Origin of the sequence: Sphingobium herbicidovorans (genome assembly GCF_002080435.1) — a bacterium.
GTDB lineage: Bacteria > Pseudomonadota > Alphaproteobacteria > Sphingomonadales > Sphingomonadaceae > Sphingobium > Sphingobium herbicidovorans.
The window spans coordinates 412,885-425,706 of the sequence record NZ_CP020539.1 but is presented as its reverse complement, the minus strand read 5'-3'; the positions used below and the strand labels follow the sequence as shown (position 1 = coordinate 425,706).

The window sequence follows — 12,822 nt, the reverse complement described above, 5'->3', positions numbered from 1 at the left end:
ATCAATCCTCTACTTCCGGCCGCCAGGCGACGCCGTTCACCTGCGCCCCGCCATCAGCGAACAGGGTATTGCCGCTCATATATCCGCCGCCCTCGCTGGCCAGGAATACTGCGACCGGACCAATATCCTTTTCAGCGTCGCCGAAGCGCCCGGCGGGCACCTGCAACAAGATCGCCTTTGTCATTTCTGGATTTGCCGCGAAATAATCCTGCGCCTGGGGGCTGGTTGCCGACGGACAGATGACGTTGCAGGTGATGCCATGGGGTCCCCATTCGACCGCCGCAGTACGCGTCAGCGCACGCATCGCTTCCTTGCTGGCGTTATAGGCGACGGTGAACATGTGGGCGTTGACGCCGTTGAGTGAACCCAGGTTGATCACGCGGCCATAGCCCTGCGCCTTCATGATCGGGAAAGCGGCCTTCATGGCCCAGAACACGGCGTAATAATTGAGCGCGAAAGAGCCTTCCATCTCTTCGTCGCTGTGCTTTTCCAGCCGCTTGGGGAAGCTGCCGCCCGCATTGTTGACGAGGATGTCGAGGCGGCCGAAACGCTGGTGCGCGGCATCGACCATCGCTTCGACTTCCGCACGGTTCGTGACGTCGGTCTGGATGAAGAAGGCATCGACGCCATGTGTTTCGCGCAGATACCGCGCTTCTTCCTCGCCCTGATCAACCTTGCGCTGGGCGATGGCGACATTTGCCCCGGCATGCGCAAGCGCGCGGGCAATGCCTTGCCCCACACCCTGCCCGCCTCCGGTCACGAGCGCAGTGCGCCCTTCAAGCAGCTTAACCATGCACCTCTCCTATTATTTTGATACTTTGCCGGGTTCAGGCCCCCAGGGCGGCGTAGTCGGTATAGCCTTTGCGATCGTCGCCCTCGCCCGTGTAGAGATTGGCGCGCGAAGCCTTGACCAGGGGCGCGCCCAATCGGAAGCGTTCGACCAGATCGGGATTGGATATGTAAAGATAGCCGAAGGACACCGCGTCCGCCTTTCCGTCCGCGATGATCGCGCTCGCCTTGTCCAGCGTCAGCCCGCCATTTTCGATGATCGCGCCGTTCCAGTTCGTGCGCACCAGATCCAGCGCATCCTGGCCCTCCAACGGAATGTGGATCAGGTGGCAATATGCCAGCCCCAGCCCATCTACGGCCCGGAGCAGCGCAGCATAGGTTTCATGCGGATTGGCGTCGTCCATGCCGTTGAACTTGACGCCCGGACAGATGCGAAAGCCGACGCGACCCGCTCCGATGGCGGCGGCCAGCGCCTCCAGCAACTCCACCACGAAACGGATGCGGTTTTCCACCGTTCCGCCATAGCGGTCCGTCCGAAGATTGCTGTTGGACGACAGGAACTGCATGGGCAGGTAGCCGCTGGCGCAATGCAGTTCGATGCCATCCATCCCCGCGGCGATCGCATTGCTCGCGGCGGCGACATATTCTGCGATGACGCCCGGTATTTCGTCAATTTCCAGTGCGCGCGGCATCACCGTTTCGACCGGGACGCCATCCGGGCCGGGGATCTTGTCGGGGCACTGGATCGCCGATGGAGCAATTGTTTCCGCGTCCGCATCCTTGTTCGCCTGCACGGCCGCGCGGCCCACATGCATGATCTGCATCACGATCTTGCCGCCTTGCTCATGCACGGCGTCGGCGACCTTGCGCCATCCGGCGACCTGAGCCGCGCTATGAATACCGGGCGTACGCCAATATCCCTTGCCCGTGGGAGAAGGCTGCGTCCCTTCCGTCACGATCAGGCCCGCGCCGGCGCGCTGGCGATAATAATCCACCATGATGTCGGTAGGAACATCGCCCGGCCCTGCGCGGTCGCGTGTCATGGGCGCCATGACGATCCGGTTGGCAAGCGCGATGTCGCCCAGCGTGACGGGTGAAAAAATGTCAGTCATGGTTAGAACCTTGATGGTTGCAAGCCTTGGCAAAGGCCAGTCCGCGACGGGCCGTCCGAAGGGCCGCCGCGTTGCGCTCTGTTGAATTCATGGCGTTCAGCTCCGCACGCGCGGCTTGGGAAGCGGTGCGCCCCGGCGCATCGTTTCAATGAACTTTTCCAGCGGTGCGGGAGGTTCGACCGGGCCGTCATGGGGTTGCCCCTGCCTGTCCCAATAGCTTTTCCAACTTGGGAACAGGTCATGGAAGCTGCCATGATAGGGCTGAACCCCTGGCCAGCGCATCTTGCGGTCGCCGATCGGCGGCTTGTTCAGATCTGTCGCATACCAATAGAGCGGCAAGCGGCGGCGGAAATACCAGCGTCCATCGATGCGCTGATACTGGTCGAAATACATCATCTGCATGATGACCCATTCCGCGCCCGTTTCATGTTCGTTCTTGGAGTAAACGACGCCCTGCGCATTGTCTGCATCGTCAAAGTCGATGATGTGCCCGCCGATATGGTGGGACGTCCCATCGAACTGCATCGAATGAGTCTCGTCGAACCAGTCGCGCAGGGCCTTGCGCCCCTGCTTTCCGCCACCAACCCGCACATCTTCGGGAAACAGGTTCACCCAGGCGTCGGAATCGCGCATATCGAGCGCCAGGGAGTATTTTGCGGCAAGCTGCCGGATCGCGTCCAGCGATTCCAGACGGTCTATGCGCGCCATCAGGCTTTCGTCCGCCACCCTCTCAATTCCTCTCTGTTGGACTATCTGTTTCCGCTATCGCCATCTAAGTGGAAATGTCAGAATAGCTCAAAGGTCATGACAAAACGGCTCAACACCAAATATCTCTCCCGGCCGGTCGCGGCGCGTGTGTCCGTCGTAATCGCGCGCGACCTGCTGCGGCTGGTGCGCGAGATCGGCGGAGACCCGGCCGCACTTCTTCGGCAAGCGGGCCTTGCTCATCTGGTGACGCCGCTGACTGGCTCCACAGCCATTCAACGCGGGTTGTCGCAAGAGGATTTCACCCGTCTTTACGCGCATTGCACCTGGGCGCTCGATGCCCAGGCCGCCCGGCAGGAAGGGCGTGAGCCGCTGACCAAGGCGGGCGTGGACATGCTGTGCCACTGCATCATCACCTGCCGCACTCTGCGCGACGTCATTGAAAGGACGGACCGCTTTTCGGAGCTGGTCGGACCTCGGGCAGGGCGTCTGAGGCTGAAGGTCGATGAAGGGGTTGCGCGCCTGGATATGGCGACGCCACGGCAGGTGCGCAACGCCAGCGCCTATGTGTCCGACCTGACGGGGCTTTCCACCTATTATCAGCTGTTCGGCTGGCTGATCGGCGAAGATATCCCGCTGCTGGGCGCAGCGATGCGTTACCCCCCATTGCTAGACGAGCGCACCATTTCCTACCTCATGCCGTTCCCGATGCAGCACGGCGCGCCCGAAAACAGCCTGCGCTTCCCCGCTGCCTATCTCGACCGGCCCGTGTTGCGCAGCCATCACGAACTGGAACATCTGCTTGAACGGTTTCCGTTCGACGTCGAACAGCCCCAATCGCTCGATGCGCCGCTGTCGGAGCGGATCCAGCATCTTTTCGCTGCGATGCTTGCGAGTGGCGATGCCCCCGCGACAGCAGTGCAACTGGCTCGGCAGTTCAGCATCAGCGTGGCGACGCTCAAACGCCGCCTCGCGGACGAAGGCACATCGCTGGTCCGGCTAAAGACCGAGGCGCGCCGCGCCCTTGCCACCCGCCTGCTCGCAGATCCTCGCCTGACCATCACCGAAGTAGGGCGGCGAACGCAGTTCAGCGATACAGGGGCGTTCCGGCGCGCCTTTCAACAGTGGACCGGATCATCGCCAACGCGCTGGCGCGAAATGCGGCAATCCGGGGATGGCATGGCGGTCAGTAGCGGGCGATGACATTGTCAGCAAAGCGGTTGAGATCGCCGATCTTGTCTTCCAACGGCTGGCTGTCTTCCTCAACAGCATAGAGGTTGCGGAACGCGACCACTACATCGGTCACGCCCGCATCTTCATGCCGGCGGACGGCATCAACGTCGAGATCGCCAAAGGCCGATGCAAAAATGCGATAGGGCGCGTCAGTCCGCCCAAGTTCAGCGCGATAGGCGGCCAGCTTTTCCAACATCGGGAGCAGCATATCCATGCCCCCGCCCGCAAACATCCAGCCATCGTTACGCGCCGCCCTCTTGAGCGCCGCATCGGAATGTCCGCCGATCAGGATAGGCACAGGCTTCGTGGGGACTGGATTGATCTTGACGCGCGGCAGGTCGAAAAACGTACCGTGATATTCGAAATAGCCGCCCTGGGTCAGGCCGCGCACGATATCGATACATTCATCGAAACGCTTGCCACGCGCTTCCCATGGCACGCCCATGACCTGATAATCTTCCGGCCATACGCTCAATCCGACGCCGAAGTTGAAACGGTTGTCGAACAGCGCCTCTATCGATGCGACCATCTTGGCGACGTATAGCGGCGGACGAACCGGCAGCTTGACGACATTGGTCGTAACCTCCAGCTTTTCGGTCGCGCCAAGCATGGCGGTTACATGGATGAAGGATTCCAGGAACGGCTTGTTTTCCAGGAACTGCCTGCCGCCGTCATCGGTGTAGCTGTATTGGGTACCGGAGCTTTCAGGATAGATCAGGCTGTCGGGCACGGTCATCCCGGTATAGCCCGCCGCCGCCGCCGCCTTGGCCAAGGGAATGTAGTTGGCAACCGGCGTCATCGACTCGCCATAGTGAAAGCGCATCTTTCTCTCCTTCAAAACGCCGCCGTCTTTATATTGTCGTCTTATCCATCCGGGCGGGAAGCCAGTCAACCGCAGACGGCATCATTTCGTGTGTGTTTTGGCAATGCGCTACGCATATCGAATGCAGATGCGATCATATCCATCAAAAAGCGCATTGATCAAATGTATATTTCTCCTATCCTGCCTTCCCGGAGCCAAGCGTTCGCCAATGGCCGCGGCAACGACGGAAGCGTCCATAGAGGCGCGGCCAAAAGATCGTGAAAGGATAGAGGATGTTGCTGAAAGACAAGGTAGTGATCGTCAGCGGAGTGGGTCCGGGCATGGGCCAGGCGCTCGCCCGCATAGCCGCAAGCGAAGGCGCGAGCGTGATTCTCGCCGCCCGCAACAAGGCCTTCCTTGATGAAGTGGCCGCCGACATCGTGGCAAAGGGCGGCAAGGCGATTGCGGTCCCCTGCGACGTCAGCGACGAAGCGCAGTGCAAGGCGCTGGCAGACCGCGCGGGTTCCGAATTTGGCGGACGCGTCGATGGGCTGGTGAACAGCGCCTATTATCACGGCAACTGGAGCTTCGTCGAAAATGCCGATACCGAAGATTTCGCCAAGACGTTCGACGTCAATTGCCTGGGTGCGCTGCGCCTGAGCCGCGCCTGCGTCCCCTATCTGCGCGATGGCGGCGCGGTGGTGAACGTATCGACGATGGCGACCGTCAACCCATATGGCACCGAACATGGCATGGAAATGTCCTACGCGGTTGCGAAGGGCGCGCTCAATACGCTGGGCAAATATATGGCGAGCGACCTTGGCCGCTTTGGTATCCGCGTCAATACCTGCCGCATGGGCTGGATTCATGGCGATCCGGTGGAAGGTTTCATCCAGTCGCAGGTCGATGCCGGTTTCAAGCGCGATGATGTGGTTGCGGGGATTACAAAGAATATCCCGATCGGCAAAATCCCGCCCGAAGATGACTGCGCCCGCGCGGTGCTGATGATGGTATCTGACTATTCGCGCGTGGTCAGCGGGGCGGCGCTCGACGTCAATGGCGGGCAGTGGATGGCGCCCTGATTGATCGGAGGTTGTCGATGTTCAAATGCATGGCCCTGCTGAAACGCAAGCCGGATATCTCGCGCGAAGCCTTCATCGAATATTATGAAACCCGGCATGCGCCACTGATCCGCCATTTGCTGCCCGGCATCGTCGATTATCGCCGCAACTATGTGGAAATGGAGGGCGCATTCGTCTTTCCCGGTGCAGCGCCGATCGACTTCGATGTGATTACCGAGATCTGGTTGGCCGACAAGGCCGCCTATGATCGCTTCACGGCTGCTGCGGCCGAAACGGAGATCGCCCGTAAAATCGCCGAGGACGAGGAAAATTTTCTCGACCGGCCGGCGACACGCATGCTGGTGGTCGAGGAACGGGGCGCAAGCCCTGCCCCGGCAGCGTCACCCCAGGCGCTGCTGGACGAGCGGGAAATCATACGCGGCCTGTCGCGCTTTGCCCGCATCCTCGACAACAAGCAGTGGGACCGGCTGGGCGATGTGTTCGCCGATGACATATGTTTCGACTATGGCGCCGGCGGCGACCAGCAGGGAATGGCCGCGCTGACGGTCAATATGCGCCGCTTCCTGGACCGTTGCGGCGGAACGCAGCATCTGATTGGCAGCATCCTGGTCGATGTGGACGGAAACCGCGCGACAAGCCGATCCTATGTGCAGGCACGCCATCAACGGGCGGATGATCCCGCCGGACCGATCTTCGATTCCAACGGGGAATATGTCGATCAGTGGGAAAGGCGCGCCGAAGGCTGGCGGATCGTCCGCCGGGATGCGCTGTGGGCCAATCACAGCGGCGACCCCATGATCCTTCATGCGGACCTGGAAAATCTCGGCTGATCCTGTGGATGCCCGCGCGGTCGTCGAACGCCCGCGCGGGGCCTTCCGGTTCAGGCGACTTCGGCGAAGGGCAGGCAGACCGTGTCGAATCCCAGGACATGGGCGACACGCCCAAGTCCGATCCATGCCGCGACGCAATGGGCAAGATCGACGATCTCCTCGTCCGAGAAGAGCGCGTGCGCGCGTTCCCAGAAGTCTTCATCCTGCGCGATCTGCTTGGGTTCCTCGGCAAAGCGCTCGGCGAACTCTATCGCAGTACGTTCCCGCGGGCTGAACAAGGGGGACGTCCGCCAGTCCTCGACCGCAGCATAAAAGGCTTCGTCTGGCGCTGGCCCATTGTCCACGACCGTATGACCGGGCCGCTGCCCGGTCGCCGCGAACATGGACTGTGCATCACGGGCGGCGCGAAACTGCTGGCAGATGATGCAGCCATTGATCTGCGCAATACGCGAACGAGCGCCTTCAAATTCACGGAGCGGCAATATGCTGTGCTGGTAAACCGCCTTTGAGAAGCCACCCGCAGCGCCCATGATTTCGCGCGCGTGATTACGCGACGCGTAGCCATAGGGATCTGCGGCATCCTGTTCAGGTAGGTCTATACGGATCATGGCGTCTCTCCTTATGTCTTACTCTGGCACGTGATTCAGCCCCCTGCCTCCACTCAATTCACACCGGGCGCTCCGGGAAACTGTTCATAATATTGACCGGTCAACATCCCGCCATCGACCGCGATCTCCGCACCGGCAAGATAGGACGCATCGTCGCTCGCCAGGAACAGCGTGGCGCGCGCAACCTCTTCCGGCGCGCCAACGCGCTGCAAGGGAACATTGCCGAAGCGTTCGTTGACCTTCTCGCGGGTGGAGCCATCATGGTTGGTCATGACCGTATCGACACCACCTGGATGCACGGAATTGACGCGAATGCCCCGGTGCCCCAGTTCCAGCGCCGCAACACGGGTCAAGCCCCTCACCCCCATTTGCTGGAGGAATAGGCCGCCAGACCGTTGGCGCCCTTCATGCCATCGACCGACGAGATATTGACGATAGCGCCCTTGCCGCGGGCGATCATGCCGGGAGCAACCGCCTTGATGCCCAAAAATTCACCGGTCAGGTTGACCTTGAGCACTCGTTCATAATCGGCGAGCGAAGTATCGAGCAGGGTGCGGAACAGCAATATGCCCGCATTATTCACCAGGATATCGACTGGACCCAGGTCGGCCTCCACCGCGCGAACCAGATCTGCCCAGCCTTCTTCGCTGGTCACGTCATGATGATAGAAACGCGCCGCATCACCCAGTTCCGAAGCCAGCGCAGCGCCGTCTTCGTCCAGCACATCGGCGATCGCGACCCTTGCGCCTTCCTGGACGAACAGGCGGCAAGTAGCGGCGCCCATGCCTCGCGCACCGCCAGTGATAATTGCGACCTTACCCTGCACACGACCCATCACGCTCTCCCACGATTTTTCGCAGCCGGGATACGCATTTTGATGCGCTTTCTACCATAAGCTGCCTAATACGCGTGGATAAACCTGACGATGATCGAGGGCAACAAGAAACGGTCCCGACGAGCGCCGGGACCGATCAGGCATTCAATATGTAAGCTGCGCCCCAGGCTGCAATCGCGTCATTGCGCGGCGGGAGCGTCGCCCCAGGCGAGATAGCGGGGCGTCCCGTCCTCTCCAATCTCTTCTGTCAGGATCGACGTGATCCGGCTGACCGACTCCGCGATCCACCAGCGCCCGTCCTGCTTGCGATAGACATCCTGATATTCCACCGCGAGTCGGGTCACTGACCGGGTCGCGAGGATGATCGTCCGGAAGTTAAGCGACCATCGCGCGCGCGCTTCGTCATGGCCCACCAGATCGATGTCGGCATTGGTCGCGTGGTGGATGTCATAGACGCCGCCCGCCATCGCCATTTTCTCGAATATCTCGATAAAGGCGTCGCGATCGGTGAATATCGGGAAATTCTGATAATCGAGCCGAATGCCTTGCGGCAAAAAGGTGTCGCGCAACTCGTCGATCAGTTTCAGGTCGCAAGCGCGCAGATAACGCGCCTTCAATTGCCGAATGGCGTTCACATCTTCCAGCGCGGTGACACGCGCGGCAAGGTCTTCCAGGCTGATCGGCATAGCAACTCTCCTCAGGGCCAAGCCCCCGTCATTTCCAAAAGGCGAAAAATGACGCGTGCGCCGGGCGTCAGTCCGCCTCGGGTTCACGCGTGATCTTGGCGATCCCGGCCTCATATTTCAGGTTATGCACCGACACCGATGTTTCGACCCGCTGCACGCCCGGCAGAGGCCGGATACGCTCCGTCACCAGATCGTTGAGCTGTTCGATATTGGTGAAAAGACCCATCGCCAACAGGCTGTATCGGCCCAGCAGTACCACGACGCAGGTGATTTCCGGGATGTCCGACAGACTGCGCGCCAGGTCGCACACATGGGATGGATCGGCATCGATACCCATCATGCACAGGTTGGGCGAACCGGCCATGCGGAAGTCGGTGACCACCGTGAACTGAATCAGTCCTTCATTCTGCAACCGCTTGATACGCGTACGAATGGTGCCTTCGGTAACGCCCAGCTCCGCCGCGATCGCGCGGTTGGAAATGCGGGCGTCGCGCGCAAGCTTCTCGACGATCCCCTGGTCCAGCTTGTCCAGACGGGCCCAATCCGCCCTGGCCGTCATAGCGGCACCACGTTGAATTCATATTTGACGATATCCACCGCGACCCCCGATGTGATATGATTGACGCCGTTTATACTGGCGATGTGGCTGAAGAGCATCGGCTGAACTTCACCGAAATCATGCAACGCAACCAGCAGTTCAATATCATATTCACCGCTCATGATATTGACGCTCAACACTTCGGGCAGATCGGCCAGGTCGCTTCCGACGTCCTCAACCCTGCGCCCCTGCACCTTGACCCCCAGCGCGATGATCACATTGTAACCATGGGCGGCGAAGTCGGTGACAGCAACGACCCGCATCGCGCGGGCATCTTCCATCTTCTGGAGCCGGGCGGATACCGTCGCAGCCGTCACGGACAGCCGCTCTGCAATTTCCTGGTTGGTTGCGCGGCCATTGGTCCGAAGTATCTCTATGATATTTCCATCGAGAGTATCCAGCGATGGCGGCGTCGTTGTCCGGCCGCTTCTGATCTGCATTCTTGCCCCACCCTCAGAAATGTAACCGGTTTGATAACGCGCACATACGCACTACACCAGATGAAATGCTGTTACCGCCGCAATTTGCTGAACCGCGCGGCGCTTTGCCTGCATTATCCGACGGGATGCAGCGCCTTGCGCAGAGCCGCCACGGCGTCGCGCTTCATCTGCCGGACGGGCGCTGCGTCGGGCAGCACATCAAATCCGTGATAAGCGCCGGGATAGACATGCAACTCCGTGGCCACGCCCGCCTCAATCAGCCGCCGGGCATAATCCATGTCCTCGACCAGAAAGAGGTCGAGCGCGCCAACTGCGATGAAAGCGGCAGGCAGGCGCGAAACGTCGTCCGCGCGCGCGGGAGCCGCATAGGGTGACACATTGGCCGATCCCGGTTCCTGTCCCAGCAGCGCGCGCCATCCAAAAGCGTTGGCCTGCGGCGTCCATACAAAGGCGCCGAGATGGGCGGGCAAACGGGTGATGCAGGTACGATCGTCCAGCATTGGATAGATCAGATTCTGGTGTGCGATCGACGGGCCGCCCCTGTCTCGCGCCAGCAGTGCCAGCGCCGCAGCCAGGCCGCCGCCCGCGCTCTCGCCGCGCACGGCGATCCGGGCCGCGTCCACGCCAAGCGTCCCCGCATTGTCGTGCAAACACTGCAGCGCGGCGTAACAATCCTCGACCGCGCCCGGCGCAACCGTTTCGGGCGCCAGGCGATAGTCCACCGACAGGATCAGCGCGGACGTCGCAGCGGCGAGTTCGATGTTGGACAAGTGGTTGGTCCGCACCGATCCCACGACATAGCCGCCGCCGTGAATGTGCAGTACGGCAGGAAGCGCGCCGGATGACGTCGACGGCCGGTAAATCCTGACCACCAGTTCGTGACCATCTGGCGCAGTGATACGGTCCTCCCGCCATTCGACCCCACTGTCCTGAGGCTCGGGAGCCAACGCAGTCATCTGCTCCATGCCCTCGCGGATCGCGGGCAGGCTCTCCGCCGTCAGGTCCAGGGCCGGCATGAAATCCAGCCCCGGCAACAATGATGGTTCGATCAGGTCACGCATCTTTCTCTCCTGCTTTTCTTATCAACCCCATTGCTGCGTTGACGGCGTTTTGTGCGCGTTGTTTGGGGTTTTGGGCTGTGATGTTGTTTTGTTGTGGTATTTCGATGCTGAGGGGTGTGTTTGCGTTGAGAGCGTTGATAAATTTGGGGATGTTGAACGCGCCTTGTCCTGGGAGGAGGCGCTGGATGCCTGCTTCCCATTCGAGGGTATCGGGGTTGATGGTTGCGGGGCCGTCGGCGATTTGTGCGATGGCGATGGCGGGGTGTTTGAGGAGTGCGAAGCTTTGTTCTGGTTCGGGTCCGCGCATGATGTGGAGGAGGTCGGCGGTGATGCCGATGTCGCTGCGGCCTGTGCGTTCGATCTGGTCGATGGTTTCGCGCAGGGTTCTGATCTGTGAGGGGAGATAGAATTCGATGGCGAGGGCGATGTCGAACGTGGCGGCGAGTTCGGCCAGTTCGATGAGCCTTTCGGTGCGGCGGACGGGATCGCGGTCGTAGCAGAGCACATTGGCGCGGGGTGCGCCGAGCGCCGCGCCGGTTTCGAGTGCGGGGGCGAAGTCCTGGGGGTTGGTGCGCCCTGCCATGGTGAAGGGGTAGATGAGGTCTATCTTGACCCCGGTGGCGGCAAGGGCGTTGCGGGTGGCGCGCAGGGCGGCCGGGTCGCGTATCAGGTCATAGTCCGGCAGGGCGGGCAGCACCTCCATGGAATGGAGGAACGGGCAGATGCCGGCGCAGCCCACTTCCGCGGCGATTTCGGCGAGTTGCCAGGGGGTGGTGTCGGTGACGGTTATATGGTCGAGCGACAGGCGTCTTTCGGCCATATCCTCTCCTTTCCTCAAACAAAGGGTCTCAAGGACCGGCCGATATTCAGTTCAGACGGAGCCGAAAAGAGTGATTTTCGAGCATCGGAGCGCAGCGTACTTTAGGTACGTGAGCACCGAAGCGCAGACAATCGCGCTTTGCAGGCCCGTATGGGCTGAATAGCGGCCGGTCCTTCAAGCGGCCGTTTGGCGTTCCTTGACCATGTCGAGGGCGACGTCGACGATCATGTCCTCCTGTCCGCCGACCATCTTGCGGCGGCCAAGTTCAACCAGGATGGTGCGGGTGTCGAGGCCGTAGGTTTCGGCGGCCTTTTCAGCATGGCGCAGGAAGGAGGAATAGACCCCTGCATAGCCAAGCGCGAGGGTTTCGCGATCGACCCGGACCGGGCGGTCCTGCAGCGGGCGGACGAGATCCTCGGCCGCGTCCATGAGCGCGTTGACGTCGCAGCCATGGTTCCAGCCCTTGCGGTCGGCGGCGGCGATGAACACTTCCAATGGCGCATTGCCAGCGCCCGCGCCCATGCCGGTCAGCGATGCGTCGATGCGCACCGCGCCGCACTGGGCCGCGACGATCGAGTTGGCGACGCCGAGGCTGAGATTATGGTGGGCGTGGATGCCGCGCTGGGTCTCGGGCTTCAGGACGCGGTCATAGGCTTCGAGGCGGGCCTTCACCCCATCCATGTCGAGCGCGCCGCCGCTGTCGGTCACATAGACGCACTGCGCGCCATAGCTTTCCATGAGCAACGCCTGTTCAGCCAGTTTCTCCGCGTCGATCATGTGGCTCATCATCAGGAAGCCCGAGACGTCCATGCCAAGGTCGCGGGCGATGCCGATATGCTGCTTGCTAACGTCCGCCTCGGTGCAGTGGGTCGCCACGCGCACCGAACGCACGCCGATATCATAGGCGCGCCTCAGTTCCTCGACCGTGCCGACGCCCGGCAAGATGAGGGTGGTGAGCACGGACCTGGTCAGCACCGAGGCGACCGCTTCGAGCCATTCCCAGTCGGTGTGCGCGCCAAAGCCATAGTTGAAGCTGGCGCCGTTGAGGCCGTCGCCATGGGCGACCTCGATCGCGTCGACGCCTGCGTCGTCCAATGCCTTGGCGATCGATTTCACATGATCGATGCCATACATGTGGCGGATGGCGTGCATGCCATCGCGCAGGGTGACGTCCTGGATATAGAGCTTGTCGCCCGCTTCCACGTTGAATGTGCTGGTCAT

Annotated in this window: 14 protein-coding genes and 1 pseudogene; 3 read left to right on the top strand and 12 right to left on the bottom strand. The window is 61.3% G+C overall.

Features of this window, described 5'->3' with window-relative positions; translation table 11 throughout:
- Nucleotide 1: 1 nt before the first annotated feature.
- The 3 genes from B6S01_RS16660 to B6S01_RS16650 form a co-directional block, all read right to left on the bottom strand.
- Complete coding sequence (locus B6S01_RS16660; protein WP_037463431.1) at nucleotides 2-793, bottom strand: SDR family NAD(P)-dependent oxidoreductase; 792 nt, start codon at nucleotides 791-793, stop codon at nucleotides 2-4.
- A gap of 34 nt (nucleotides 794-827) precedes the next feature.
- A complete protein-coding gene (locus B6S01_RS16655; RefSeq protein WP_037463430.1) occupies nucleotides 828-1,901 on the bottom strand; it encodes an alkene reductase in 1,074 nt (357 codons plus the stop codon).
- Nucleotides 1,902-1,997: 96 nt separating this feature from the next.
- A complete protein-coding gene (locus tag B6S01_RS16650; RefSeq protein ID WP_037463600.1) occupies nucleotides 1,998-2,609 on the bottom strand; it encodes a nuclear transport factor 2 family protein in 612 nt (203 codons plus the stop codon).
- 96 nt (nucleotides 2,610-2,705) lie between these two features.
- Between B6S01_RS16650 and B6S01_RS16645 the strand changes: the two genes are divergently transcribed.
- Nucleotides 2,706-3,809, top strand: coding sequence for a helix-turn-helix transcriptional regulator (locus B6S01_RS16645; protein WP_037463429.1), 1,104 nt, complete (start codon nucleotides 2,706-2,708; stop codon nucleotides 3,807-3,809).
- Here B6S01_RS16645 and B6S01_RS16640 read toward each other — a convergent pair.
- Nucleotides 3,793-4,662 (bottom strand): LLM class flavin-dependent oxidoreductase, encoded by an 870-nt coding sequence (locus B6S01_RS16640; protein WP_037463428.1) that lies wholly within the window; start codon nucleotides 4,660-4,662, stop codon nucleotides 3,793-3,795. The genes B6S01_RS16645 and B6S01_RS16640 overlap by 17 nt on opposite strands.
- A gap of 272 nt (nucleotides 4,663-4,934) precedes the next feature.
- Here B6S01_RS16640 and B6S01_RS16635 point away from each other — a divergent pair, with 272 nt between their 5' ends.
- Together B6S01_RS16635 and B6S01_RS16630 are read left to right on the top strand one after the other, a co-directional pair.
- Nucleotides 4,935-5,723, top strand: coding sequence for an SDR family oxidoreductase (locus B6S01_RS16635; protein WP_037463427.1), 789 nt, complete (start codon nucleotides 4,935-4,937; stop codon nucleotides 5,721-5,723).
- Between the two features lie 17 nt (nucleotides 5,724-5,740).
- A complete protein-coding gene (locus B6S01_RS16630) occupies nucleotides 5,741-6,553 on the top strand; it encodes an EthD family reductase (RefSeq protein WP_174525928.1) in 813 nt (270 codons plus the stop codon).
- Nucleotides 6,554-6,603: 50 nt separating this feature from the next.
- Here B6S01_RS16630 and B6S01_RS16625 read toward each other — a convergent pair whose 3' ends face one another.
- The 8 genes and pseudogenes from B6S01_RS16625 to dmpG all read right to left on the bottom strand — a co-directional run bounded on the left by B6S01_RS16625 (nucleotide 6,604) and on the right by dmpG (nucleotide 12,822).
- A complete protein-coding gene (locus B6S01_RS16625) occupies nucleotides 6,604-7,161 on the bottom strand; it encodes a carboxymuconolactone decarboxylase family protein (protein ID WP_037463426.1) in 558 nt (185 codons plus the stop codon).
- A gap of 53 nt (nucleotides 7,162-7,214) precedes the next feature.
- A pseudogene (locus B6S01_RS16620) lies at nucleotides 7,215-7,996 on the bottom strand (glucose 1-dehydrogenase).
- 179 nt (nucleotides 7,997-8,175) lie between these two features.
- Complete coding sequence (locus B6S01_RS16615; RefSeq protein ID WP_037463424.1) at nucleotides 8,176-8,682, bottom strand: nuclear transport factor 2 family protein; 507 nt, start codon at nucleotides 8,680-8,682, stop codon at nucleotides 8,176-8,178.
- A 67-nt stretch (nucleotides 8,683-8,749) separates the two neighbouring features.
- The gene (locus tag B6S01_RS16610) at nucleotides 8,750-9,241 is read right to left on the bottom strand and encodes an Lrp/AsnC family transcriptional regulator (RefSeq protein WP_037463423.1); all 492 of its coding nucleotides are present in this window, start codon (nucleotides 9,239-9,241) and stop codon (nucleotides 8,750-8,752) included.
- Nucleotides 9,238-9,720: an Lrp/AsnC family transcriptional regulator gene (locus B6S01_RS16605; protein WP_037463421.1), complete on the bottom strand. Its 483-nt coding sequence runs from the start codon at nucleotides 9,718-9,720 to the stop codon at nucleotides 9,238-9,240. The genes B6S01_RS16610 and B6S01_RS16605 overlap by 4 nt, the downstream gene beginning before the upstream one ends.
- A 113-nt stretch (nucleotides 9,721-9,833) precedes the next feature.
- Complete coding sequence (locus B6S01_RS16600; RefSeq protein WP_037463419.1) at nucleotides 9,834-10,781, bottom strand: alpha/beta hydrolase; 948 nt, start codon at nucleotides 10,779-10,781, stop codon at nucleotides 9,834-9,836.
- Entirely contained in the window at nucleotides 10,774-11,601 is an 828-nt protein-coding gene (locus B6S01_RS16595; protein WP_081570521.1) for a sugar phosphate isomerase/epimerase family protein, read from the bottom strand. Before B6S01_RS16595 ends, B6S01_RS16600 begins: the two co-directional genes overlap by 8 nt.
- Nucleotides 11,602-11,775: 174 nt before the next feature.
- Nucleotides 11,776-12,822: a 4-hydroxy-2-oxovalerate aldolase gene (dmpG, locus tag B6S01_RS16590; RefSeq protein WP_037467391.1), complete on the bottom strand. Its 1,047-nt coding sequence runs from the start codon at nucleotides 12,820-12,822 to the stop codon at nucleotides 11,776-11,778.

Excerpts from the sequence above, each read along its gene's own strand:
- B6S01_RS16660 (WP_037463431.1), bottom strand. The coding sequence starts at position 793 with ATGGTTAAGCTGCTTGAAGGGCGCACTGCGCTCGTGACCGGAGGCGGG.
- B6S01_RS16655 (WP_037463430.1), bottom strand. The coding sequence starts at position 1,901 with ATGACTGACATTTTTTCACCCGTCACGCTGGGCGACATCGCGCTTGCC.
- B6S01_RS16650 (WP_037463600.1), bottom strand. The coding sequence starts at position 2,609 with ATGGCGCGCATAGACCGTCTGGAATCGCTGGACGCGATCCGGCAGCTT.
- B6S01_RS16645 (WP_037463429.1), top strand. The coding sequence starts at position 2,706 with ATGACAAAACGGCTCAACACCAAATATCTCTCCCGGCCGGTCGCGGCG.
- B6S01_RS16640 (WP_037463428.1), bottom strand. The coding sequence starts at position 4,662 with ATGCGCTTTCACTATGGCGAGTCGATGACGCCGGTTGCCAACTACATT.
- B6S01_RS16635 (WP_037463427.1), top strand. The coding sequence starts at position 4,935 with ATGTTGCTGAAAGACAAGGTAGTGATCGTCAGCGGAGTGGGTCCGGGC.
- B6S01_RS16630 (WP_174525928.1), top strand. The coding sequence starts at position 5,741 with ATGTTCAAATGCATGGCCCTGCTGAAACGCAAGCCGGATATCTCGCGC.
- B6S01_RS16625 (WP_037463426.1), bottom strand. The coding sequence starts at position 7,161 with ATGATCCGTATAGACCTACCTGAACAGGATGCCGCAGATCCCTATGGC.
- B6S01_RS16615 (WP_037463424.1), bottom strand. The coding sequence starts at position 8,682 with ATGCCGATCAGCCTGGAAGACCTTGCCGCGCGTGTCACCGCGCTGGAA.
- B6S01_RS16610 (WP_037463423.1), bottom strand. The coding sequence starts at position 9,241 with ATGACGGCCAGGGCGGATTGGGCCCGTCTGGACAAGCTGGACCAGGGG.
- B6S01_RS16605 (WP_037463421.1), bottom strand. The coding sequence starts at position 9,720 with ATGCAGATCAGAAGCGGCCGGACAACGACGCCGCCATCGCTGGATACT.
- B6S01_RS16600 (WP_037463419.1), bottom strand. The coding sequence starts at position 10,781 with ATGCGTGACCTGATCGAACCATCATTGTTGCCGGGGCTGGATTTCATG.
- B6S01_RS16595 (WP_081570521.1), bottom strand. The coding sequence starts at position 11,601 with ATGGCCGAAAGACGCCTGTCGCTCGACCATATAACCGTCACCGACACC.
- dmpG (WP_037467391.1), bottom strand. The coding sequence starts at position 12,822 with ATGACCAGCACATTCAACGTGGAAGCGGGCGACAAGCTCTATATCCAG.